We start from the raw sequence: 25,107 nt of genomic DNA, 5'->3' as shown, positions 1-25,107 counted from the left end.
GTCTACTCGCGACTAAATCAGGCGCGCGGCCAGCACCGGCGCCGGAAAAAGCAATTCCTCGGTTTCTTTTCCGTCCGGAGTCGTCTTCTTATAAGTCCGCGCGACATCCATTAACTTGACGATGTCCCGGTATAGAACCGACGGCTCGGGCAACAGAATGATCGTGTTCTGTCCTGGAAAAGCCTCTTTGATTCGAATGAGAATTTCTTTCAATTTGTCGTAATCGTATTCGCCGTCCGGCTTCTTGGCGATGATCGTCCGGGGCGCGACCTCGACGAGGTCCGGTTTATTCTCGCCGTTGATGTCGAGAATGCCGCCGATCCCGGCGATCATGAACCCTTCCTTCATGATGGCGACCGTCAGATTGAGCTTCTTTTCCATCGGCGGCGGCGTCGGCGATGCCTCGGCGTCATCGACGTACTTGCTGCCGGGCCCGGACACCGCCGGCAGGGCGGTGTCGATGATCGTCAGCTTGATGAACGAAGCGAACAACAACAAAAAAGGCACCAAAATCGCCATCACATTCATGACCGGCAGGATGTTGATCTCACCCTGAGCCCGCTGCAAATGCAATCGCTTGCTGGGTCGGCCGGCCATGTGTTTACTCCCTCATGCCACCGCGTCCGCCGTTCAGCGGACCTTTTTGTCGCTTTCGGTTTTCATCGCGCCCAACAAATTGATCAATTTGACGGAAAATTCATCGATTTCATCGATAATCTTCACCGTCCGGGCGTCGATCACGGCATGTGCGACCAGGGTCGGCACCGCGACCATCAAACCGAAGGCGGTGGTGTACAACGCCACGTAAATACCTTTCATCAGAGCCTGCTGCCGCTGGCTCGCTTCCACCTGGGCGACGGCGCGAAACGAATCGATGATCCCGATGATCGTGCCGAGCAAACCCAACAACGTGGACACGTTGGCGATCACCTGGAGGTAGCCGGTGCGCTTCTGCAACAGCGGCAACAGCTCGAGCGCCGATTCGTCCACGGCGTTCTGGACCTCGCGTTGATCGCGACCGGCCTTCAACAAACCGGCCCGCAACACGCGCGATAAAGCCGCGTTCGGAGCGGCGTTGCAAAGTTGAATCGCCCGGTCGTAATTGCGCGCCTCCACCAGCTTCTGCAACTTCTTCATGAAGGCCGGCCCATCGATGTTGTAGCGGAACAGAATGTAAAACGCTCGCTCGATGGAAATCGCCATGGCCAACACGCTGAAAACCGCGATGACGTACATGACCGAACCACCCTTGTCGAACATCTCATAGAACCATGTACCCAACCGCGTTTTCCTCCTCGTCAAAACCGATGGACGACAATTAAAACCGTGCTCTTCCTCCTTGCGCTCCGTGGCTTCGCGGCTTCATTCCCGTCCTTCCGGAAATGATCGCTCAATCGAAATCAGAAAGGCGCTCCATCGATCGATTCCTCGATCTTGTAAATGAAGCTCCGTTTTTTCGCGATAATTCCGAAATCGAGATTCGCCCGCTGGATGATATACGACGCTTCCGGCCGCTGAATCTGGCCCTCGACCACGATCGGATCGAGTTCCATATAGTTTTGCGCGGCGGCTACTCCGGCGAGGCACAACAACGAACCGACCAAAATCGCCAAGGCAATGACGATTTCCCACTGGTGCCGTTTCATCGCGTTACCCCTTTCGCTTTATTTAAGCGCGTCGATCCAATCGGGAACCCGCGGATTCGTCCCCGATTGGTTCTTGGCGGCTTGCCAGTACCTGGAATATTGCGCGATCGCGCCTTTGCGATCCTGTTTCACTTCTTCCAGGAAAATTCCGTAATTTAAGTACGCCTCGGCCAAGTTGGGATCGATTTCGATCGCCTTTTTGTAGGCCGCTTCTGCCCCGTCGTTATCTCCTCTCGCCCGGCGAGCCACTCCGAGGTTGCTCCAGGTGTTTGGATTGGAAGGATCGATTTGTGTCGCGCGATCCAGATGCGCCTGAGCCTTATCGAACTGCCGAAGCATAATCTCCAAGGCTCCGATATTGGTCAAGGCAGAGGCATTGTTAGGATTGATTCTCAAAGATTTTTCGAATTGGACCTTGGCCAGGCTCAACTCGCCGATTTTCAGCAGCATGTAACCGTAATTCGCGGTCAAATCCGAGTTTTTCGGGTCCAGCTTTTCGGCGTTCTTGAAAACCCGCTCGGCCAATTGAGGCAAATCCTTGTAAAAATAGACCAATCCCATATTCACATGGGCGGGCACGAATTTGTAATCCTGCCGAATGATCTCTTTGAAGATGGTTTCGGCGCGATCGTATTGGCCCATCCGCATGTAAACGGCGCCCAAATTGTTCTTGGCTTCGAGGTTGTTCGGTTGCTTGGAAACAACCGCGTTGAACTGCTGCAAGGCGGCGCTCAACCGGCCGGTGGCCAGATAGGCCGCGCCGAGATTGACGAACGCGGCTTCGAGGTTGGGCCGGAGCGTCAGCGCCATTTTCATATCCTTGGCGCCGCTTTCGTTGTTGCCGAGTCTGATCCGCGCGACGCCGCGGTTGTAATACGCCTCCGCCACGCGCGGATCGGCCTTGATGACTTTGGAATACAATTCCTCGGCGCGAGCCCAATCGCCGTTTTTCGCGGCGTTGTTGGCTTGATCCTGGTAGGTCCGGGCCGCCTCGGGGCCCACCAAATCCGGAGTCGTCTGCATCGGCGCCTGGGAAGTCTTGGGCTTTTCGGTCGGTTTGGGCGGAGCCGAACCGCAGGCGACCGCGAAGACAACGACCACCAGCACGGAAATCAGGATGACCAGTCGGCGCCTCATTCCTCCACCTCCTTTTTCCCCCCGGCCGGTGGCGCGGCGGGAGCGGCCGGAGGCGTACCTCCCGGCGGCGTGGTCGGCGCCGGCGTTTGGATGACCGGCAGGGTCAGATCGATATCCGCGAAGGCGAACGAAGGCGTTTCCCGCCCGGTGACCTTTTCGAATTTCGGTTCCTTGGTTTCCGGTTCGAGCTTTTTCAGTTCGAGGAAGCTTTTCACGATCCATTCGTTGATGAGCCGCTCGTTGATGCCTTTTTGCACGTTCTGCTTGTAGGCTTCGAGGGCGCGGTTCTTCACGGGGAAGGCGATTTCCTCGAGTTTGAACAGGTATTCGTCTTGCTGTTCCTGCGGCAGATCCTTGGGCGTGGGGGCATTGAGCAGCGCCTCGGCGAAATCCTGGTTGATCACGCCGATCATGTGCAAGGAAGCGGTGGCCCAGGTGTAATTGCCGAAGGTCACGGTCTGTTCGAAGTACTCTTTCAGTTTTTTGAAGGCCTCGGCCTTTTCCTTCAGGATGTTGGTGTCTTTGTTCAGGTTGCCGGTGAAGACCATGGCCTTGTAGCTGTCGTAGGCGTGCATCGCGATGCGGAACTGCGCCTCGGAAGCGTAACGCGCCTCGACGTTCGCGTCGATTTCGTGCGCCTTGACGAACACGGCCACGGCCTGCAAATAGCGCTTTTCCGCCTCGCTCCAACGTCCGGACTCGTCCTCGATGGAGCCCCAACGGAAGTAGGCTTCGCTCATCCGCGCGGCATCGTCGTTGCCCCGCTTGGCGTAATTCTCGTAGGCGGCGACGGCGCCGGACTTGTCACCCATTTTTTCGTGGATCTGGGCGATGGTGAACGCGACTTCCGCCGCGTCGGTTTCGGTGGCGAACTTGGACAGGTAGGTTTCGAACAGCGGGCTGGCCGAGGAATACCGTTTGGAGTCCTCTTGCAGGGCGGCGGCATTGAACAGGGCGTTACCGGCGTCCTTGTTATCGGGGAATTGCTGGTAAAATTTTTCGTAGGCGCCGGCGGCCTGATCGAATTCGATCAGAACCTGGTAGTTGTAGGCGGCGCGCATCAAGGCTTCGGGAGCATGGGTGCTTTTGGGGAAATCGCGCGCCAGGCGGAGATAAGCGTCGTTGGCGCGCACCAGGTCTTTCAGGTGATTTTCGTAGGCGACCGCGATGTTGAGCATCGCGACGTCGGCCAGTTTGTCGCCCGGATTTTCCTTGATGCCTTTTTCGTATTCGTTGATCGCTTCCTGCACGAGCTTGGTGTCCACCGGAGTCGTGCTGGTGGCGTCGCGCAGTTTTTGTTCGGCGATCTTGAAGGTTGCGCCGGCGGTCAGGCTTTGCACCTGTTCGGCCGAAATGCCGGTGTTGCCGCTCTTGGGCAGGCGCTGGGTCGCGGCGATGATGCCTTGGTAATCGTCGCGCTGTTTGTAGGATTCGATGTAGTAGTAGGTCGCGAAGGCGACGACTTCGTTGTTCGGATACTTGGCAAACACGTCCTCGAAGTATTTGCGGGCGTTGTCGAAATCGCCGTAAAGGTAATAGATTTCGCCGATTTTGTAGAGCATGGCCGGACTTTTATCGGATTCCGGCAGATTGTTGACGTGCTGCTCCAGGGCCGCGATCCATTTGCCGGCGGTGGCGCTGAGCGGTTGCGGTTTGATCGCCACGCCCTTGGGCTGCTCGGACCCCTTGCCTTCGCTGATTTTCTTGTCGCGCGCCTCGATCGCCTCTTTGTTGGGCAGGCCGCCCTCTTTTTCCATTTCGAGTTCGAAGGCCTTCGCTTTATTGAACAAGGCGTTGGTCCACAGTTCCTTGTCTTTCTTGATGTCGATCACTTTTTGATATTGATCGGCCGCCTGCGGGTACTGCTGCAGTTCCATGAAGCATTCGGCGAGGTTGAACGCCGATTCGTAGGCGTTGTCGGAGTCCGGGTAGTTGGCCAGGTAGAGCTGATAATTCTCGATGGCCTTTTGGTAATGCGCCTGCTGCTCGGCGCCGGAGGTGTTTTGCGCTTTTTCGTGATGGAAGGTCGCCGCCGCCATGATGGAAGTTTGGCGCAGTTTAGCGGCGCGCTCGAGATCGGCGGCGCGCTGGCCGTTGACCCGCGCCCATTCGCTGTCGGGGCCCAGCGCCTTGCCGATCATCGTATAAACCTCGACCGCGTCCTCAAAACGCGATTCTTTTTCGTACATTTGCGCGATTTTGCTGTAGATATCCGGAACCTCGGGCCCGAGCGGGAAGGCCTTGAGGTAGGCGTCGTACGCCTGCCGGGCCGGCTCGTAGTCGGTCCGTTCGTCGTAAACCTCGCCGACCTTCATCAGGATTTGACGGCCCAGATCCTGATCGTTGAGTTTTTTCATGAAGGCCAGCGCGGCCGCGCCGCCCTGCTGCCCCTCGGATTCGGTGAAGCTGATGGCGATGTAATCGATGGATTCCTGCAACAGGTCGTCCACCTTGCCGCGCTTGTGGGAAGTCACCGAACGGTTCTTGTAGTACTCGAGAACCTGGGTGAAATACTTCACCGAGTTCTCGTAGTCGTTCATTTTGTAATACGACCAGCCGAGCTTGTAGAGGGCTTTGTCGTAAAACTTGGAGGTCGGGTACTTCATCAGTTGCAGGTAGCGCTCGATGGCCTTGTCGAATTGATCGCGCTCGAAATAAATCTCGCCCATCCGCACGTAGGCTTCCGGCACGTAGGCGGATTCGGGAGTGTCCTTGATCAACCGATCGTAAATCTGGAGGGCACGGTCGTCCTCGTTCGATTCCTGCAGGCAGTAGGCCATCAGGTAGTACACCTGGTCTTTTTGATCGTAGGCCGGGTAATCCTTCAGAATGCGGCCGAGAATTTCGACCGAACGCTCGTAGTTGCGCTTGGGCTCTTCCGGAACGACGTCGGTCGCTCCTTGGTGGTAGAGCTGGTCGGCTTCTTTTTCGTAGCGATCCCAGGCTTCGAGGTAATTGGCGTGGGCCTCTTCGAAATAAAGGTTGGCGAGTCGCCAGAGAATGTCGGGGGCGACCCGGCTATTGGGATTGCGGGCCAGATTGGCTTCGAACTGGGCGATGATTTCCCGCCGCACGGCGGCTTTTTGCGCTTCGTAAGCGCGAATTTTCTCACGGTACTTTTCGCGGACCGCGATGGCGCCGGCCTGCGATTCGGTCTGCTGCAATTGATCCATGCGGTTTTGAAGAATCTTGATCTGAAAACGCAAGGTCTTGATCTGCTTGCGGATCGCCTGCCGTTTTTCCTGATCGTTGACGCTGACCAGCTTGTCGGCTTCGCTTTCCAGATCGGCGATCTGCTTTTCCAGTTGCTCGATCGCCGCCTGCACTCCCGGCACGGTATCGGGAATCGCGGCATTCGGCTGGCTGGCCGGCGGCGGAGTTTTGGACTCATCCTGCTGGGCCATGACCGCCGGCGCGACGTCGCCGACGAGCAGACAAACCGCGATGAGCAACGAGATCATCCACGGCCGGTAGGGCATCCACGCCTTCATGGGCTTCATCCTCGTCATCTCAGGACCCGCTCCCGCCGCCGGACGGCGCGGGCGGCGTCGGATTAGACTTTTCGCCATCCGCGGGCGCCGGAGCGCTTTCCTGCGGGCTTTGCGAACGCTGTAGCTGGTGCAGTTCTTCTTCCATTTGGTGCTGCAACTTGCGGATTTCCCGCGAGGAGCCGCGCGTCGAGCGCCACGCCACGTCGATAATGCCCAGATCGGCTTTTTGCACGTACTCGGCCACCGTCCGTTCGATATCGGCCATTTCGGCGGCGGCCACCGTGGCCAAGGTGCCGCCGGAACTGGCCATCAGGGCATTGGAGGCCCGGTCGTATTCGTCGAGCGGTTGCCGTAAAACCGCCAATTCCTGGCGGAAGTAGTTCAGCCGTTCCTGCTTTTTGGCGTCGATTTTCACATTGAGGGAGCCGAGCCGGCTTTGGAGGTTGCTCAACACGCCTTCCTGGCCGCTAACGCCGGATTGGACGTGATTCCTCACCGCCTCGTCCGGCGACTGCCCGGCTTCGTTGCGCAGATTGAGCAATTCGACCTGGAAGCTTTCGATTTCGGAACGGTACTGCAAGCTGCGGCGATTGGCCTCGCGGTAGAACGGATATTCGCCGCCGACTTCCAGCTCGCGGAGTTTCACTTCGATGTCGCCGATCATTTCGCGCATTTTGCCGACGTTTTGCCGCTCGTTGTTCGCCGCGTCGTACAGGACGAAAATTTTCCGGACGTCCGGATCGACCGCCAGCCAGAAAGCGATTTCCTCGGGAAGGCCCCGCAACGAAGCTTGCGACATCGGCGAACCGTCGCTCAACGAGCTGGACGCCGAGGCGACCACGCCGACGTAATCGGCGCCGGTCAGCCGCGGCTGCGCGGCCTCGATGCTGGCATAGAAGTCTTCGTATTTCTGCTTCAGGCGTTTGAACCATTGATCGGCGGTTTTGAAGTCCTCGACCTGCGAATAGATGTTGCCGACCAGGATTTCGGCGTCGGCCACCAACGGGCTGTTGGGGGCGGCCTGGACGAGTTTGTTGAAACTGCCGATCGCCTCTTCCTGCAACCGAGCCAGGCTGCTGTCGACTTCGTCGAACATGCCCTTCATTTCATCGAGATCGGCCTGCAATTTGTCGGATTCGGCGACAACTTCAGACAGGCTTTCCTGGTCATCCTGCGAATCCACCGCTTCGCGGAACGAGGCGAAATCGAACAGGATGTTTTCGTAGCTGTCCCGTTCGTCTTCAATGGCTTTAAGCAGGTAATCGTTCCGGGTGATGAACACCCAGATCGATTCGTACAAGGCCTCCGGGTAATCCTGATAGTCCTCGGGGACGGCGGAATAGTTGGCCATCGCCTGCGGGAAGTCGTTCATCTCGTAGTAAATCCGGGCGAGCGCAAGGTGGGTCAGGGCGAAAATCGCTTTTTTGTTCGCCACGTCGTGCTTGAGCTCTTTCTTCAGGCGGCGCAACCGATTGACGGCTTCCTGGAAATTCTTCTGTTTGATGAACAAGACCGCGGCGTAATACTGCGCGGTGGCGTGGAAGGATCCTTCCTCGGAGATCGAATCGAAGACTTCGATGGCCTTGGCGGTTTCGCCCCGCTCGTAATAGGACTTGCCGATGATGTACCGGCCCAGGCTGCCGTCCTCGCCCTCGGGGAATTTCGAGAGCATGATCGAATAGAGCCGTTCGGCCTCGGAATAATTGCGCTGCACCACGGCGATTTCGATCAGCCGCATCAGGCTCATGGCATAGTAGTCGGACGGGCCTTTTTGAATCAGCCGCTCGTACTGGGACTTGGCTTCGGGATAATAGCCGCTTTGGAAAAGCGAATCGGCGAGGTAGAAGATCGCCGCGTTGTAATTGGGGAGCGAGGAGGCCAACGGATGGTTGACGATGCCGTAAAAGACCTCGGAAGCGCCCCGGTAATCGTGCAACTCGTAGAAAAATTCGCGCCCTTCGACGAAACTGCGCTGCAGCATCAGGCGTTCGCGCTCGTCGACTTCCCGGCCGAAATTCGTTTCCAAGTCGGCGACTTCGTTTTGCAGTTGCTCGATTTTCACGTTCAATTGATTCAGGTGATCGACCAGAGGGCCACCCTCATCCTTGGCGGATGACCCCACCGTCATTCCCAGAACCAAAACGAGCGCGAAGGCGACGACCAATGAACGGTGCACGCTAGGCCTCACTCTATTTCTTTTCGAACTTGACGCGCAGGCGATCCTTCAGGCTGGTCAGGAAGCTGCCTTCGTCGTAACTGACGACGTCTAGGTTGACCACATCGCCCTCGGCCACCGTAAACAAATAACGCGCCTTGACCTTGAACAGATATTGATTCAGGTAGCTGAAAATGCCATAGCCGCGCCCGCGGAAAATCATGTCGACCACCAGCAGGTGATCGCCGGGCAGCAGGCTGCCTTCGTAGACCGGGAACTTGCCCAGTTTCTCCAGATCGTTTTCCGGCGTGCTGACCCCGGAGTAAATTTCGAAACCGTCGAGGGTGTAGCTGAGCGACTCCATTTTGAAGGTGCCGCCCACCTCGTGGTTGTGATTGATCTTCAGGCTGATGATCGAAACCGAGCCGAGCATGAGCTGTTCGCGAAGCTGCATCAGCCGCGCCTTGCTTTTCATGATCCGTTCGCGCAGGTCGACCAAGCTCTCCTCGAACTGGTTCATTTGTTCCGCGTTCAGGCGCTCGACCTTCACTTCGGTCTGCGCGGCCGGTGCGGGGGCCGGGGTCGCTTCGGCGGCCGGCGCGGGGGCCGGGGTCGCTTCGGCGGCCGGCATCGGCGTCGGTGTCGCGTTCGGCGGCGGCGGCGGCAGAGGCTGGGGCGGAGTCGGCGCCGGAGTCGGCGACGGCGGCGGGGTCGGCGACGGGGCGGGGGTCGAATCTTCGGCCGGCGGTTCGTCCTCGTCCGGTGTTTGCGCCGGAGCGGCCCAGACCGCGAAGGCGCAAGCCATCAGCAAAACCAGCGGCAGTCCCGCCTTCAGGAAAAAGCGGTTCCGCTTGCTAAACCGATCTGCCATCCAGATCCTCTTTTCTTCGTGCGACGTCGCAAGGCTGATTCGACAAGGATGAGTAGCGACGCCCAACCGTTCACAATCCCATCACGATCCGCCTACGTGTTATGACCACGTTTAAATGCAAAAAGTGGCGGATCGTCATGCCCCCTGCAACGGATAACGATTCAACGATCAATTACGGCGCACGTTTCCTGCTAGGATCGTGAACCGTATCCTCACGTTAAGCCGATTTACCCGACAGGGAACCTGAGATCTTAAAAAAGTCCCCTTCTACTTTCTGGCGTCCTCCCTCTAGGGCGCCAAAGCCAACCTTCGTTTATTCTACGCGGATCATTTTTCCGGTGTCAAGCATTTCCGCCGGTAAATTTCGTATCCAAGGATGGTTTATTTCTTATATTGGCCCTTGATTTACCTGGACTTTTCCAGATCGCCGGTTTTGGGTAACCCGGTTCGGCGCTCGGCAGGTGCCGTTCAAATCGAGTTTTTATCAATCGCAAGTCTCACTGAATTTGTCGGAAATTGAGAAAAAATCCCGGTAAACCCTAGTCCGAACCGGTTGCTCGCGGGAGGGCGAGGCGGATGGTTGTGCCTTGGTTTTCCACACTTTCCAGTTCGATCAGGCCGTTGTTTTGCCTGACCAGGCTTTTAACGATGGACAAACCAAGGCCGGTGCCTTGCACCGTATGCTCCTTGGCGTTGGTCGCCCGGTAGAAATCCTCGAACAAGCGTTTTTGATCCCCCTTGGGGATGCCGATCCCCGTATCCGCGATCTCCAGATGGATCGCGCCGTCCCGCGCCTCGGCGCGAATTCGGATCAAACCCTCGTCGCGATTGTACTTGACCGCGTTGCTGATCAGGTTGCTGAAAATGGTCCGCAGATCCTCCGGATCCGCCAGCGCCACGGCTTGCGGATCGATCGAGATTTCCTGCCGCAAACGGTGCTCCTCCATCTGCGGCAGATACATCTCGACGATTTCCTTCAGGAGCGGCGCCAGCGGCACGGTTTCGAGTTTGAACTCTTCCCGGCCGATCCGCTCCATGGTCAGCAGATCGCGCACCATCAATTCCATTTGATCCAACCGGTTGCCGACGCGCTCGATCACCCCGCGCTGCCGTTCCGGCAATTCGCCGAACGCCCCGGTATTCATGATGCGGACCAACGATTGCGCCGCCGCCACCGGGCTGCGCAGTTCGTGGGTCAGCACCCGCCGGTACAGAGTCCGCCTTTTTTCGGATTCGGTCAGATCGTCCAGGGCCTGTTTGTATTGAACCTGCAAAGTCCGCTCGTCCTGTTCGGCCACGCGGACACGTTCGACGATCATCGTCACCAGCCAGATCAGAGATCCCCAGAGCAGCGCCGCGCCGCCGAGAACGGCGAGGATGAATCCCGGCCGCCGGTGCAACCCGTCAAACGACACGCCGTACACACATTGGTGCGGCAGCCAGCCGAAAAACTCACCGAGAAACAACGCCGCCAGGGCCAGCCACAAGATGCCGGTCCAAAGCAAGACCTTCTTTCTTTTAAAGAAGATGCACGACATAATGATGTGGATGGAGTAGAACCACACGAGCGGCGATAGAACGCCGCCGGTGTAGTAAACGAGCAAGGTTATTGAAAAATAATCGAAAAACATGTGAAGGTTGGCGCAACGCAGCAGATCGGGGACCGCGGCCCCCGTACTGCAGATTTGCCGCCGCATCAAATATACGTTGTAGGCGATGATCCAAACCGCGATCTGCGCCAATGCCTCGATGGAGAGATTTAAACCCAGGACTTCCTTGAAGAAAACGCCCCCGCCGAGGATGGCCAGCGGCGGAATCCAGCGGACCCGGGTGAACAGACGAATCGCGATCGCCAGTTGTTGTTCGACCGGGAGGTGGTGCGTGGAAGCATACATCCGCTTTTCGTTACCGCCGGAGAAGGTACTTATTCATGCTAACAAGGCGGCGGTCGCCAAGCAACTATCGAAGACGGTTAATCTAGACAAAACGGAAAAAATCTTAGAAAAGGCGCCGGATCGTTGTTATCGTCAATAGAATGTCGCGTTTCGGCGACGGTGGAGATGGAACCGATGAGCGAAAAAAACAGGATTCTGATTATCGACGATGACCCGGATGTCGTTTTCGCCCTCCAGGCGCTGCTGCAAAACGAGGGTTACGAGGTGATTTCCGCCAAGACGGGAATCGAGGGGCTGCAGCGCGCCCGGCTCGACGCGCCCGATCTGATCCTGCTGGATCTGATGGTCGAGAGCCACGACACCGGTTTTACCGTGGCCAAAACGATCAAAAGCGATCCGGTCATGCGTGAGATTCCGATCATCATGGTTTCGGCGGTCCGCGAAAAAACCGGGTTCGGATTCGATCAGCAACGCGACGGCCACTGGATGAAAACCGACGCCTTTTTCGAAAAGCCTTACAACCCCAAGGTGGTGCTGGCCAAGATTCAGGAATTGTTGACCCGGGAAAAAACCGCTTCCCATTAACGGCGACCGGCAAGGAGAAGAAAACATGCACTCACCACACGCGGATCAACTCCCCGCCGAGCGCACTTGCCAGGGCGACGGTTTCCGCAATACCCGAATTTTGCAGCGGCGCGACCTGAACCGTTCGGTGATCGAGTTCAAGCTCGAGGCGCCGGTGCTGGCCGCCAAGGCCCAGCCCGGTCAGTTCGTCGTGTTGCGCATGGACGAAAAAGCCGAACGCCTGCCGCTGACCATCGTCGATTTCAACCGCCGCGAAGGCTGGATCACCGTCATTTTCCAGCCGGTCGGCGCCTCGACCCGCCGCCTGGCCGAATTGGTCACCGGCGACCTGCTGCTCGATCTGGTGGGCCCGTTGGGCGAACCGTCGCGCATCGCCAACTACGGCACCGTGGCCTGCATCGGCGGCGGCGTGGGCGTCGCTCCCATCTTTCCGGTCGCGCGGGCCCTCAAGGAGGCCGGCAACCGCGTCCTGGCGATCATCGGCGCCCGCCAGCGCGACCAGATCATTCTGGAGAACGAACTGCGCGAATTCTGCGACGAGGTGATCGTCTGCACGGACGACGGCTCTTACGGCAAGCACGGTTTCGTGACCGGCGCGCTGGCCGACGTGATCGCCCGCGGCGAACCGCTCCACCGCGTCTGGGCGATCGGCCCGGTGGTGATGATGGCCGCCGTCTGCAAGGTCACCGAACCCCAGCACATCCATACCGAGGTCAGCCTCAACTCAATCATGCTCGACGGCTCGGGCATGTGCGGCGCTTGCCGGGTGAACGTGGGCGGCGCGGTCAAATTCGTCTGCGTCGACGGGCCGGAATTCGACGGCCACCTGGTCGACTTCGCGGAATTGCTCACCCGCCAGCGGATGTACGCCTCGGAGGAAAACCGCGCGCTGTGGGATTACATGGTCACCGAGGGCGGCAAGGAATCGGTTGAGAAGCAGAAAAACCGGATCGACATGCCGCGCCAGGATCCGCGGGTGCGCGTCACCAATTTCGAGGAAGTGGCGCTGGGCTACACGCCCAAGCTGGCCCGCTCCGAGGCGATGCGCTGTCTGCAATGCAAGGCCAAGCCTTGCACCAAGGGCTGCCCCGTCGAGGTGCCGATCCCCGAGTTCATCAAGCTGATCACCCAGGGCGAGTACCTGCGGGCCGCCGAACTGATCAAAACCGTCAACAGCCTGCCGGCGGTCTGCGGCCGCGTCTGCCCGCAGGAAGTGCAATGCGAGGAAGTGTGCGTGCTGGCGCGCAAGGGCCAGCCGATCGCCATCGGCCGCCTCGAGCGCTTCGTCGCCGATTACCAGGCCGATCGCGCCGTGTACGAAACGCCCGCCGCGCCGGCCCCCACCGGCAAGAAAGTGGCCGTGATCGGCGCCGGGCCGGCCGGCCTGACCGTCGCCGCCGACCTGGTCAAGCTGGGGCACGCGGTCGAGGTGTTCGAGGCCTTCCATTCGCTCGGCGGCGTGCTGGTGTACGGCATTCCGGAATTCCGCCTGCCCAAGGAAATCGTGCGGCGCGAGGTCGAATTCGTGCAGCGGCTGGGCGCGAAGATCCACACCAGCTACATCATCGGCAAGGCGGCGACGCTCGACGAACTGCTGACCGAGCACGGCTTCGACGCCGCCTTCATCGGCACCGGCGCGGGCCTGCCGTACTTCCTGAACATCCCGGGCGAAAGCCTCAACGGCATCTACTCGGCCAACGAGTTCCTGACCCGCGTCAACCTGATGAAGGCCTACCGCTTCCCCGATTACGACACCCCCGTGCGCATTGCCGACACGATGGCCGTCTTCGGCGGCGGCAACGTGGCGATGGACGCGGCGCGCATCGCCCTGCGGCTGGGCGCGAAGAAGGTGTACTGCATCTACCGCCGCGGCAAGGAAGAACTGCCGGCGCGCGCCGAGGAAGTGGAGAACGCCGAAGAGGAAGGCGTCGATTTCCGCCTGCTCACCAGCCCCGTGCGGTTCATCGACGACGGCAAGGGCTGGCTGTCGGGCGTCGAATGCCAGACCATGCAACTCGGCGAGCCCGACGCTTCAGGCCGCCGCCGCCCGGTTGCCGTGCCCGGGTCGGAACACGTGATCCCCATCCAGATCGCGATCATCGCCATCGGCCAGGGGCCCAACCCGCTGCTCACGCGTTCGACGCCGCATTTGGCGACCAACAAGTGGGGCAACATCGTCGCCGACCCGGAAACCGGCGCGACCAACCTCCCCGGCGTCTTCGCCGGCGGCGACATCGTGACCGGCGCGGCAACGGTGATCCTGGCGATGGGCGCGGGCAAGAAGGCCGCGCGGGCGATCGACGAGTATTTGCGAAACCGACCGCCGAAAGCCTGAGCCGGCCCGTTGCCATCCCGCAGCGATTCGGCTATCCATGAATTGCATGAACGACACGGAACGCCGGCTTCGTCCTATTCCCGCCAAGGTCCAGGCCTTGCTCAAGCGCCGGGGCGCGGGCGACGTGGTGGAAATTCCGGCGGCGGCGGTTGCGGTCGCCGATTGGGTGCTGGCTAAATGTAAGTTCGGTTGCCGCGGGTACGGCGGCTGCCTGACGTGCCCGCCGCGCTCGCCCTCGCCCGAGGAAACCCGCCGGCTGTTGGCCGGCTACCGTAGGGCCCTACTGGTCCGGTTCCCCTCGGAAATTCAATCGGTGCGGCAATGGCCGCCTTTGCGCCGGATCATGGGCGCGGCCGAACGGACGTTGTTTCTGTACGGCTTCGAACGCGCCCTCGCCCTCGCCGCCGGCCCGTGCGAACTGTGCGACGAGTGCGACTTCGACGACTGCCGCCACCCGGACCTCGCCCGCCCGGCGATGGAAGCCTGCGGGATCGACGTGTTTTCGACCGCGCGGGCGGCGGGGCTGCCGATCGAGGTCGTCACCTCGCGCGAGGAACCGATCAATCTGTATTGCCTGCTTTTGGTGGATTGAAGCCGGGATGAGGGCGGCGGTTTTCACCCTCTCCCGGAAATGGGAGAGGGTCGGCGAAGCCGGGGTGAGGGTTGAATCCCGGCTAAAACAAACTGAATCAACCGGAGGATCGCATGGCGGAAAAGAAATTGCTGTCGTCGGGGGCGTTGACCAAGGAACTGGGGATTTCGTCGGGGGCGCTGAAAAAACTGCTGGCCGAACTCAAGATCGAGCCCGTCGAAAAGAAGGGCGTGTGCTGCATGTACGATCCGGCCGTGGTGGCGAAGCTGAAAAAAGCGGCGAAAAAGTAAATCATCCATTCCAGCAGCAAATCCAGCAACGGCGTGACGTCACCACGCAAGAGACGGAGTTGCGTTCGCGACTTTTCACCCGCGCCCATTCCGATTATGATCCGCCCCGATTGACGGCCGTTCCCGGCCGGTCGAAGAGGATGACGGCGATGAAAAAAATCAAATCCTGGCTGATCGCGGACAACTTCAACGGGAAGAAGTTCGCCTGGCGCATGTTTCTGATCGCGTTGGGCGGCTTCATCTCCGCGGCCGGCGTCAACCTGTTCCTGGTGCCGTTCAAACTGCTGACGGCGGGCGTGGCCGGCATCGCGCTGCTGATCTATTACCTCACGCCGGTGCTGTCGGTCGGCACCTGGATGTTCATTCTCAATATTCCGATTTTCGTGGCCGGCTGGATCCTGGTGAACCGCAAGTTCGTGCTGTGGAGCCTGGTGGGCATGGTGTCGCTGTCGTTCTTTCTGGACCTGACCAAATCGTGGGCCGAGCTGCGGGTGGTCGACGACCTGTACATGTCGCTGATCCTCGGCGGCCTGCTGTCGGGCGTCGGCGTGGGGCTGGCGTTTCGGGCGCGCGGCTCGATGGGCGGCACCGACATCGTCGCGGCCATCATGCGCAAGTACTACTCGACCAGCATCGGCAGCACGCAGTTCGCCCTCAACGGCGTCATCGTCATGCTGCTGGGCCTGCGCTTCACGATGGAAGCGGCGTTCGCCTCGGCGTTTTCGATCTGGTTCGAGTCGTATTCGATGGACCGCACGATCCTGGGCTTCAACAAGACGATGGCGCTGATCGTGATCACCGCCAAGCCGCACGAGGTGGGCGACGCCCTGATGAACAAGCTCAACCGCGGCGTGACCTACCTGCGGGGCTTCGGCGGCTACACGTGCGACGAGAAAGAACTGGTCTACTGCATCATCACCAACCGGCAGTTGTCGCACGCCAAGGCGATCGTCGAAAAAGTCGATCCGCACAGTTTCACGACCGTGACCAGCACGGTGGAAGTCATCGGCCAGGGCTTCAAGCGCCTGCCGATCTGACCGCGCGAGGCCGCCGATGCGATGGCCGACCCCTTACGACTGGCGCGAATCGGCGGGCTGGCTGTGGCGCAACCTGACCGGCCCGCGACGCGCCGACGAAACCGGCGTCCGGTTTCTGCCTTCGTCGGCGACGCTCAACGAAATCGCGCCGCGCCGCCGCATCGCCTTTCTCGGTGACGTGATGGACCCGCACGGTCGCCGGCTCACGGTCGATCCGGCCGTGGCGGATTTTCTCGCCGACGCCGATTTCCTCGTCGCCAATTTCGAGGGCACGTTGACCGCCGCCCGCAAGACGATGCCGTTCGATCAGGTTCACCGGCCGGACACCCTCGCCGCGCTGGCCGGGCTGTTCCCGCCGGAAAAGACCTATTGGTCGGTCGCCAACAACCACGCGGCCGATTTCGGCGAGGCGGCCTGTCGGGCCTCGATCGCGCGGCTGCGAGAGCGCGGCTTTCATGTCTTCGGCACGGCCGACGAACCGTCAGCCGCGCCGTGCCCGGAATTGCGGCTGATCGCCTGGACCCGCTGGAGCAATCACGCCTCCGCGTATTTATCGCACGGCGCCACGCCGGATGCCGGCCTTTTTCGCCCCGGTTCGTTCAACATTTTCTTTCCGCATTGGGGATACGAGCTGGAATGGTTTCCGCGCCGCGAAACGGTCGCGCTCGGCCGGCGGCTGCTGGCGAATTGCGACGCCGTGATCGGCCACCACCCGCACACGCCGCAACCGGTGACGAGTTACCCGGATGCCGCGACCGGCCGGGAAAAACCGCTGGCCTTTTCGCTCGGCGATTTCAGCTTTTTCGGGCCGCGTTTCGCTTTTTATCGCTGGGGTCTGATGGTGAAGCTGGAAATCGGGCCGACCGCCGCCGGCCCCTGGGCTACGGGCCGCGTCGACTGGCGTTTCACCCGCTGCGACGCCGACACACCCGGCTTGTTGCGGGTGCGGATCAGCGATGAACCGCCCGATAACGGAATTCTCCGCAAGCTGATTTTTCTCAACAGCTGCAACCGGAACCGTTGTCGCTATCCTCGCCGCCGGCCCTGACGCCTCCGGTCGTGTCATCGTCGTCGTCGATCCAATCATCATTGTCGTCATTATCATCATTGTCATCATTGTCATCGTTGTCATCGTTGTCGTCATTGTCATCGTTGTCGTCATTGTCATCGTTGTCGTCGTTGTCGTCGTTGTCGTCATTGTCGTCATTGTCATCATTATCGTCGTTGTCGTCATCGTCGTCATCCGCCGAATCGCACGCGTCTGCTTCCTCATTGCAGATCTCGCCCGTGCCGCATGGATCGCCGGAATGACCGCATTCATGGGATTCTTCGCCGCACTCTTCCGTGCCGTCGCAGTACAATCCGTCGTCCGGGCAGGGAAGATGGTCGAACACGCAGGCGTCCGTCCCCTCGTCGCAAGTGAAGTAGCCCTCGCACCAAAGGCAGGGACTGCCGGCGCTTTCGCAGGCATTGGTGGATTCGTTGCAGACTTCCGGCCCGTCGCAAAAGAGCCCGTTGTCCGGACACAGATTGCCGCTATGGGTTCCACATTCCCCGTCGAGACACTGGTCGGCATCGCCGTTGCACCAGACGCCGTCGTCGCACGCGGTGCCGTTTTCCGCCGCCGACCACTCGTCTTGCGCTTGGGCCGGGTCGCAGACCTGGCAAACGTTTTCGGGATTCACCGCGCCTTCGAGATAACGCGTGCCGTCGATGAAGCAGTCCCCGCTGTCGGCAATTTTGTCGAGATATAGTTCATAATAGCCAATATAATGGTACAGATTTCCGTTCTTGCTGAATTGTAGAAGCGGAAAGCCAACATAATCCAACGAATGTCTTGGCGTTTCCACCACCCATTGCTCGATGCCTGCCGGCGACAGTTTGGCAATCATATAACCGGTTTCACTATCCCGCGATCCGGCAATATATACATTATTATTCTCATCGATGACCAGGGAATCGATTTCAGAGGAATAATCGGGATTGTCGTAACTATACGTCCAGAGAATCTGACCTTCCGCATTTAATTTGATTATCTTATATATCTCAACACTATTATATTCATCGAATATATTCCCTACTAGATAGCTATTGTTTTCCGAATCCAAATAGTGTGATCCTAAATGGAAATCATAAACCATTAAATCGGAATCATAATTCCAGAGTTCATTTCCATCTTTATCATATTTTATCAGTCCTAGGTGATATAGCAAATTCGATTTCGATTCGGTATCGCTATAATACTTGTACGCATAATAGATATTGCTTTCCGTGTCGACCTTCACCGAATCGGGCACATCATCTAATTGCCATTCGTTATCACGAATTATCGCCCAAGTTTTGTTTCCTTGTGAATCATATTTAACTAAAAGGAGATCGGCAATATTGTCATCATTAATCCAGTCTTTGAAGGTCACTCCACCGACAATTATATTATCTTCCGCGTCAATGGCAATATCCGAATATCCACAATATAACTGACAATTTTCTGTTCCATAATCGAGAATATCCTCCCAGACAATTTCACCGGTACTATTAATATCGATCGCTATTGCCTGTTTTTTTTTGCCGAATTCATTACACTACCGACTATCACAATGTTATCTTCGCTTGTTATTGCCAAATCATTGCCCACGCAATAATCTTCCGGACAATCATGTTGAACCGACCACTGAAAACCTGAAAGATCATGATAAGAGGCTAAAACAATTTCGCCTTCCCAATTATAATAATCGGCAGTACCGCCAGAAACATACGCAACGTCTCCGACTTTCAACATTTTATAATAATAACTTTGATAATAGTCCAAATATTGCCGTGTATAATCCTTGATTTTTTCCCCGGCCGAATTATAGACAACCAAATGCGCATCGGACCTCACACCATCCCATTGATCACCCAACAGATATATCTGTTCGTCATTTTCATCCAAATAAGCGCTGGATAATGAATCCATATCCGGCAGCTCCTCCGTCACCCGCCAGACCCAGAGTGGATAAAAAATCTCGCAAACCAGCATCACCGGAAACGCGAGCGCTTCCGCCGATTCGGCAGATGACAAAACCGGCGCGCCCGTTTCGTCGCGCGACCAGACCGGCGCGATATCGCGGCCGGCGGCATCGGTCGCCGCACGCACCTGCAGCGCCAACAAGGCCCGCCCGTCCCGGCGAAATTCGACGCGGGAAATCTTCGGGTTGAGCGCGGTTTGCCAACCTTCACCCCGCCACGGCCAGGTCAACGTCAACTCGTTCGTCACCGCGCTTTGATCAATGGTAAAATTCAATTGTACGCCGCCGGAATCGCCGGACAGCTCGAGTCGGTAATCGGCCGTTGCGAAACGCAGACAAGTTTGCGGCTCTCGTCCCTCGCAAGGCGAAAAAGAAGATTCGTTTTCGCGGCCGGCCTCGCCGCCGCTTCGCGGCAGTTCCAGCGAAATCGCCTCCCGGCGGCCGTCGATCGACAAATGAATCCGCCCGTCCCGGTAGGCGGCGGCCAGCGGCCAGGATGGATGCTGAAAGACAAAGGGGCTATCCGCCGGATCGGCAAACGAGAATGCCGAATCCGATGATTCCGTATCGCCTTGCGGGGCCTCGCAGGCACCCGCCAGGCCGAACAGGATCGCCAATAGTCCGAACACCGCGATGCGCCGCCAATACTTACTCATTTGCCGCCGCTCCTATTTTATCGTCCGAATCGCCGCTACATGAATGAATATCAACCAATACATCAACCTGATTTTCTCGTATTGTTTAATCGGGATATTTTTCTGGGATGACCTACCGGCCGGGAATCATAACCGGATTTTTGCTGAAAGACAATTCTTTATTAATCAATCTTTTCAATCATACTCAGCGGAAATACATCGACTTCGAATGCCGCGACCCGTCATGCGGCGAATCGACAGGTGACGCGCCCAAGATTATTCATGCCAAGTTCGCGGACAAAAATGTTTACCGAAAGCCAGATCATCGCGGCAGGGCCGCCGCTCTTACCATTCGCCATTCCGCATTAATCAATCGTCGCCGTGCGTCCGGCGACGGGCAGCGACAAGCGGAAGCGGCAGCGGCCCGCGGGAGGCGCGGCGTGGAAGTGGAGGTCGCCGTCGATTTCGCGGGCGATCTGACGAGCGACGGCCAGGCCGAAGGACGGGTTTTCGGGCAGCAGGACGAACGGGTTGTCCGGCACGGGCGAATCGGGATCGGGCGGAAATTCGATCGACAGTTCGAGATCCTTGCCGGTTTTTTCCGCCGCGGCCGACACCTCGCCGCCCGGCGCCGCGTGATCGATCGCGAACAACAGAATCACCAGCAGCGCGTAGGCCAGCCGCGCCGGCCGGCCCTGGATCGACGGCAGGTCGTCGGCGACGCCACGCCGCCAGGTCAGCCCGCGCGCGGCGAGGATCGGCCGGACGATCTTTTCGGTTTCGGCCGACAGGGACGACAGCGCGACGGCACTGGTTTCGGCGGGCGGCATGACCAGCCACTCGGCCAGCGCCGCCAGGGCCTCGAGAGCGGAGCGGTCGGGCGAATCGTCCTCCAGGCGCCGGGCCAGCGCGGGCAACAGGCCCGCGGTCGCCTTGCCCAGTTGCAGCAGCCGGTCGGCCTCGTAATCCGCCTCGGCCTGATCGCCGTACGCCAGCGGCCGCGCGACCACCAGCCAGCCCTCGCCGAGCGGCCGGATATCGGCCTGGAAAAAGACATTGGTTCCGGTCGGCTGGCGAGTGGACAGGAAGAGATTCGCCGCGCCTTCGGCGGTGCGAAACGCGCGGTCCAGGTGCCGGCGGAGGGCCGGATCGCAAAAACGGGCGTAATGGCGGTGCCAGACCTGGTTGCGCGGCAGGCCCAGCAGTTCGAGCCATTGATTGTTGAGGGCGCGGACTTTGCCGCGGCGCGACAGCGCCATGCCGGCGCAGGGCAGCGCCTCGAGCAGCAGGCCGCCGTCGGGGGCGTCGCCCTCGTCGAGCAGCCCGCGCAGGCGGGCGGCGGTGCGCAGCATCGCCCAGCCGGCGACGAAAAAGGCGAAGACCAGCGTCACCGCGCCGTAGGAAAGCAGCCACGGGCGCGACACGTCGTTGGCGGCCAGCAGCACCGCCACGGAAAGCCAAAGCAAAATGAACAACCCGACGACGCGGGTCGCGGTCAGGCGGGCGAAACGAAGAAAAAATCCACGCGACATTTCCGGCGATCGGCTCCGTCGATTCGTCAGTGGGCGACCGGCGCGATCTCCCACACCAGGTCCGCCATTCCCTCCACGCCCGTCACGCGCAGCGTCACGGCGCCCGATTCGGTCACCAGCGGCCGGCCGTCCGGCCCCACCGCCGGGAAATAAACCCGGTACAAACGGCTCCATTCGGTGTAGCTGGGGAAAAACAGGTATTCTTTTTTATGCCGGATGCGCAGCCGCTCGATTTTCGAGGCCTCGACCTTGACGCCCTGGGCGTCGATCAACCACAGGCGCCAGGAACTGTCGGGCTCGTCCAGATCGTTGAAGCGTTCCTTCGGCGTGTAGAACGAGATCACGAATTCGACGCGCTTCTTCGCGTGGTCGATCTGCTCGTCCAACACCTTCTCGCGCTCCTCCATCGGCAGGTCGTAGGCCCGGCCCCATTCCGAGGCGAAGGCCCGCCGCATCGGCAGCGAGAAATAGGTGGCCGAAACGATCGCCTGGGTGCCGAAGTAGTGGTAAATCCGGCCCGTCCGCGTCCAGGTGTCGACGAATTGTTCGTAGCTGTGGTAGGTGCCCTCGTAGGTCAGGTCGGTTTTCACCCGGTTCGCGGCGCAAGCCGCCAGCGCGGTCGTCAGCAGGCAAGCAAGCAACAAGCGGCCCAGACGCATAAAACCTCCCGGTGCGGGTCAAGCTACCACTCTCCCCGCCGGGCGGCAACCGAAAAAGGCGGCGTCAGCGCAAGCGTTCCCAGTGGGTGAGCACGCGTCCGGACAGCGCCACGTCCGAGCCGGTGTCGAAGGGGTTCTGGGTGAAGATGTTGTTGCGCGGATCGAGCGGCGCCAGCCCCGGCTCCGGTTCGTGGGCGAAAAACAGCATCCGGTGGGCGGATTCGCCGATCAGCGATTCGGGGTCGAAGACCGCCCGGTGGCGCGAGCCGGTGCTTTCCACGGGCACCCATCCCAGGCGAGGCAGAAAGGCTTCGACGATCTTGTGGTTGACGCGGTCGTAGAACGAGCGGGTGAACACGCTGGGCTTGTAGAACGAGCCGGACATGTAGCGCATCGGCAGGCCGAGGTGTCGCGCCAGGGCGATCAGTAAAAAGCTGTGTTCGCTGCACGAGCCCTGGCCCAGGCGCAGCGTCATCACGGCATCGACCTTGCGGCCGTCGAGCTGGTACTGCAGGCGCTCGTGCACGAATTGCACGATCCGGGCGAGCATCGCATACGGATGGCGCTCGTTGCCCACGGCCTCGAGCGCCGCCGCGCGGATTTCCGGATCGTTGATCCGGTAAAAGCGGCCGTCCACCAGGTAATCCTGCTTGACCTGTTCCGGAATCTCCGCCAGCGGGCCGACCATCTCCGGGCCGACCGCCCAGCCGATCTTGCCGACGGTCGCCTCGACCTCGTACTGCACCGCGAAGGACGTGCCGCGCGTCGCCGGGCCGAAATCGTAGACGGCGATCTCGTAGCCGTAGCGGCTTTTGAGAATCTCCGTCGGCGCCGGTTTGAAGCGCGAGACGTAAACCGTTTGATAGTAATCGTCGGCCGGCAGCGGCAGATAAACCTTGACGTTCTGCTGCCGCGGGTTGCGCTGGACGATGAAGTAGGCGCTGACGGTGACCTTGAACCGTTCGCGGTCCTGGTTTTGGCGGTCCAACAGGCTCGACGGCATGAAAGGATCGAACGGCCGGTAGCCGAGCTGCCATAAATCGGGCACGTTGGCCGATCCGGCCGCCGTCCAACCGAGGACCAACGCCGCCGCCAACCAGACGATTCGACCGATTCGTTTCATAAAAGATAGGATGGTGCCGCGGCCGGACCGGGTCAAGGCGCATCGCCGCCCGCCGGGCCATTTTGGCCCCGCGAAAAAAAACGCGCCGCCGGTTGACGGTTCGCCGCGCCGAATCATAAGATTTTTCATCCACCTCATCGAGGAACCATGAAACCGATCGCCCTGGCCGTCATGTTGCTGCTCTTGCCGATCGCCGCCGCCCTGGCCGGTGACGAGGGCGGCGCCGATTACGGGTTGCCCTTCGCCGCCGGCGCGGTGCTCGACGACTCGTTCGGCAACAGCCCGCTGCGCACCGCATCCTACGTGGAAATCACCGGCGCAGACCTGGTGGCCTGGGGCGCGCAAACCGCCGCCGACGCCCTGCCGCTGGCCGCCGGCGTGTACGTCTACCACGCCGACCGCTGGACCGAGCGCGGCGAAACCCTGGCGCGGGTGCGCGGCGCGGGCCCGGCCGGCCTGCCGGTTTTCGTGGACGGCATGCCGGTGTCGCACGCGCTGTTCGGCTCGACGGACCTGGCGGATCTGCCCGCCGATCAGATTTCCCGCCTGCGCATCTATCCCGGCCCGGCGCCGGCGATCTTCGGCGCGGAAGGCGGCGCGGGCGTCATCGAAATCGTCACCCGGCAGGCCGGCGAGGACTTCACGACGCGGTTCGACGGCCGGTTCGGCGACCGGCGGATGAATTTGTTTTCCCTCGGCCTGGGCGACACGTTTCACGCCCTGCAATACTTCGCGACCGCCAGCAGCTACACCGCCGCCGGCGCGCCGCTGCCGGCGAGTTACGACGCCTCGCGCCACGAAAACGGTGGCCTTCGCGACGGCTCGGCGTTCAACCGCAACCATTACCGCGCCCGGATCGGCGCCCTCTTCGGCGACGCCGGCTCGGCCCACGCGACCCTGTTTTACGATTCGACCGACCGCGAGGTGCCCTTCGACGCCGTCAACCCGCTGACCGAGGTCTATCGCTTCCCGGACATCAACCGCATCGGCGGGCAACTGAACCTGCGGTTGGGCGCCTTCGGCCCGTTCCATTTGCAGGGCACCGCCTATTTGTACGACCTGGACGAGCAGCGCGACGAATACGCCGACGAAGCCTACACCGACCTGCTGCGCGAGCGGCACTTCCGCCAGAAGCGGGCCGGCGGCGACCTGACGCCCACCCTGGACTTCGGCGCGGCCAGCCGCGCCAGCCTGCGCCTCTACGGCCAGCGCGACGAGGCCGAATTTTTCATCCAGGACCGCCACCACACCCGCTTTTTCCTGCAGCGCCTCGGCGCGGCGGCCGACGACGAACTGCTGCCGCTCGGCTGGCTGCAAGTCGGCGCCGGCGCCGGCGTCGCGCAACTCAATCCGCTACGTTCCGATACCCTGACGCCCGGCGATCCGCTGACGGTCTGGCACGGCCGCCTCGCGGCGACGGCCGATCCACTGCCGCAACTCGGCGTCCGGCTCGCCGCCGGCCGCAACCCGTCGCTGCCCACGGTGGAACAATGGTTCGACCGGACGCTCGGCGATCCGGAGCTGACGGCGGAGACGATCGACAACCTCGAGCTCGCCCTGCTGGGCCGTCTGGCCGGGCAGACGCGCCTCACGTTGACCGGATTCGTGCAACGACGGACGGACGGCATCGTGCTGGTCGCCAACGAGACCGGCGACGGCCTGGTTTTCGCGAACGACGCCGACTGGCTGTCGCGCGGCCTGACGCTGGAAGCGGTTTCGCAGCCGCTGACCGGGCTGTTCCTGTCGGCCAACGGCACGTACGAGAAGGTCTTGGACGAGGAATCGGGCGACGGCATCCAACCGCTCTACGTGCCGGAGGTAACCGGCGCGGCCGAGGCTCGTTATCGTTTCCCGATGGGCTTCGGCCTGGCCGTCAACGTGCAGGCGGCCGGGGAGCGCGCCGACATCGTCGACGGCCGCGAATACACGATGAAGGCCTACGCCCTGACCGGCGCGCGGTTGTTTTACAGCTACCGCGACCGGGTGGAAATCTACGCGCAGGGCCGCAACCTCTTCGACGTGCCCTACGAGACAAACCGCTTTTTCCCCGAACCGGGACGGACGTACAACGCGGGACTGAAACTGACGTACTGAATTTTTCCAGCCAATCCGAAAT

At 60.2% G+C, this 25,107-nt stretch carries 19 protein-coding genes and 1 pseudogene; 7 read left to right on the top strand and 13 right to left on the bottom strand.

Annotation, left to right across the window (positions count from 1 at the left end; translation table 11 throughout):
- Positions 1 to 12: 12 nt before the first annotated feature.
- The 8 genes and pseudogenes from GX444_14915 to GX444_14880 form a co-directional block, all read right to left on the bottom strand.
- Complete coding sequence (locus GX444_14915; GenBank protein NLH49870.1) at positions 13 to 597, bottom strand: hypothetical protein; 585 nt, start codon at positions 595 to 597, stop codon at positions 13 to 15.
- A gap of 33 nt (positions 598 to 630) precedes the next feature.
- Positions 631 to 1,281 (bottom strand): MotA/TolQ/ExbB proton channel family protein, encoded by a 651-nt coding sequence (locus GX444_14910; protein NLH49869.1) that lies wholly within the window; start codon positions 1,279 to 1,281, stop codon positions 631 to 633.
- A gap of 119 nt (positions 1,282 to 1,400) precedes the next feature.
- The gene (locus GX444_14905) at positions 1,401 to 1,646 is read right to left on the bottom strand and encodes a hypothetical protein (GenBank protein ID NLH49868.1); all 246 of its coding nucleotides are present in this window, start codon (positions 1,644 to 1,646) and stop codon (positions 1,401 to 1,403) included.
- Between the two features lie 18 nt (positions 1,647 to 1,664).
- Entirely contained in the window at positions 1,665 to 2,783 is a 1,119-nt protein-coding gene (locus tag GX444_14900) for a tetratricopeptide repeat protein (GenBank protein NLH49867.1), read from the bottom strand.
- The gene (locus GX444_14895; GenBank protein ID NLH49866.1) at positions 2,780 to 6,274 is read right to left on the bottom strand and encodes a tetratricopeptide repeat protein; all 3,495 of its coding nucleotides are present in this window, start codon (positions 6,272 to 6,274) and stop codon (positions 2,780 to 2,782) included. The genes GX444_14900 and GX444_14895 overlap by 4 nt, the downstream gene beginning before the upstream one ends.
- Before the next feature lie 19 nt (positions 6,275 to 6,293).
- A complete protein-coding gene (locus GX444_14890; GenBank protein NLH49865.1) occupies positions 6,294 to 8,450 on the bottom strand; it encodes a tetratricopeptide repeat protein in 2,157 nt (718 codons plus the stop codon).
- Positions 8,451 to 9,018: 568 nt separating this feature from the next.
- Positions 9,019 to 9,117: pseudogene (locus GX444_14885) on the bottom strand (serine protease).
- 722 nt (positions 9,118 to 9,839) lie between these two features.
- A complete protein-coding gene (locus GX444_14880; protein NLH49864.1) occupies positions 9,840 to 11,195 on the bottom strand; it encodes a HAMP domain-containing histidine kinase in 1,356 nt (451 codons plus the stop codon).
- 174 nt (positions 11,196 to 11,369) lie between these two features.
- On the opposite strand from GX444_14880, the gene GX444_14875 reads away from it, so the two are divergent.
- The 6 genes from GX444_14875 (at position 11,370) to GX444_14850 (ending at position 17,082) form a co-directional block, all read left to right on the top strand.
- Positions 11,370 to 11,780 carry a response regulator transcription factor gene (locus tag GX444_14875; GenBank protein NLH49863.1) on the top strand — a complete coding sequence of 137 codons (411 nt, stop codon included), beginning with the start codon at positions 11,370 to 11,372 and terminating at the stop codon, positions 11,778 to 11,780.
- Positions 11,781 to 11,805: 25 nt separating this feature from the next.
- A complete protein-coding gene (gene gltA, locus GX444_14870) occupies positions 11,806 to 14,115 on the top strand; it encodes an NADPH-dependent glutamate synthase (protein NLH49862.1) in 2,310 nt (769 codons plus the stop codon).
- Positions 14,116 to 14,161: 46 nt separating this feature from the next.
- Complete coding sequence (locus GX444_14865) at positions 14,162 to 14,707, top strand: DUF2284 domain-containing protein (GenBank protein NLH49861.1); 546 nt, start codon at positions 14,162 to 14,164, stop codon at positions 14,705 to 14,707.
- A gap of 113 nt (positions 14,708 to 14,820) precedes the next feature.
- Complete coding sequence (locus GX444_14860) at positions 14,821 to 14,997, top strand: hypothetical protein (GenBank protein ID NLH49860.1); 177 nt, start codon at positions 14,821 to 14,823, stop codon at positions 14,995 to 14,997.
- 149 nt (positions 14,998 to 15,146) lie between these two features.
- Positions 15,147 to 16,034, top strand: coding sequence for a YitT family protein (locus GX444_14855; GenBank protein ID NLH49859.1), 888 nt, complete (start codon positions 15,147 to 15,149; stop codon positions 16,032 to 16,034).
- Between the two features lie 16 nt (positions 16,035 to 16,050).
- On the top strand, positions 16,051 to 17,082 hold the full coding sequence (locus GX444_14850; protein ID NLH49858.1) for a hypothetical protein: 1,032 nt from the start codon (positions 16,051 to 16,053) through the stop codon (positions 17,080 to 17,082).
- Here GX444_14850 and GX444_14845 read toward each other — a convergent pair.
- The 5 genes from GX444_14845 to GX444_14825 form a co-directional block, all read right to left on the bottom strand.
- The gene (locus tag GX444_14845) at positions 17,033 to 17,926 is read right to left on the bottom strand and encodes a hypothetical protein (GenBank protein NLH49857.1); all 894 of its coding nucleotides are present in this window, start codon (positions 17,924 to 17,926) and stop codon (positions 17,033 to 17,035) included. The genes GX444_14850 and GX444_14845 overlap by 50 nt on opposite strands.
- Positions 17,927 to 18,582: 656 nt before the next feature.
- Positions 18,583 to 19,698 (bottom strand): hypothetical protein, encoded by a 1,116-nt coding sequence (locus tag GX444_14840; GenBank protein NLH49856.1) that lies wholly within the window; start codon positions 19,696 to 19,698, stop codon positions 18,583 to 18,585.
- 344 nt (positions 19,699 to 20,042) lie between these two features.
- Positions 20,043 to 21,209: a hypothetical protein gene (locus tag GX444_14835; GenBank protein ID NLH49855.1), complete on the bottom strand. Its 1,167-nt coding sequence runs from the start codon at positions 21,207 to 21,209 to the stop codon at positions 20,043 to 20,045.
- Positions 21,210 to 21,235: 26 nt separating this feature from the next.
- On the bottom strand, positions 21,236 to 21,868 hold the full coding sequence (locus GX444_14830; protein NLH49854.1) for a hypothetical protein: 633 nt from the start codon (positions 21,866 to 21,868) through the stop codon (positions 21,236 to 21,238).
- Between the two features lie 64 nt (positions 21,869 to 21,932).
- Positions 21,933 to 22,991, bottom strand: coding sequence for a transglutaminase family protein (locus GX444_14825; GenBank protein NLH49853.1), 1,059 nt, complete (start codon positions 22,989 to 22,991; stop codon positions 21,933 to 21,935).
- A gap of 147 nt (positions 22,992 to 23,138) precedes the next feature.
- Here GX444_14825 and GX444_14820 point away from each other — a divergent pair, with 147 nt between their 5' ends.
- A complete protein-coding gene (locus GX444_14820) occupies positions 23,139 to 25,085 on the top strand; it encodes a TonB-dependent receptor (GenBank protein ID NLH49852.1) in 1,947 nt (648 codons plus the stop codon).
- Positions 25,086 to 25,107: the final 22 nt, after the last annotated feature.

The sequence above is a fragment of the Myxococcales bacterium genome, assembly GCA_012517325.1.
Classification (GTDB): Bacteria; Lernaellota; Lernaellaia; order Lernaellales; family Lernaellaceae; genus JAAYVF01.
This window is presented reverse-complemented; position numbering and strand designations above follow the sequence as displayed.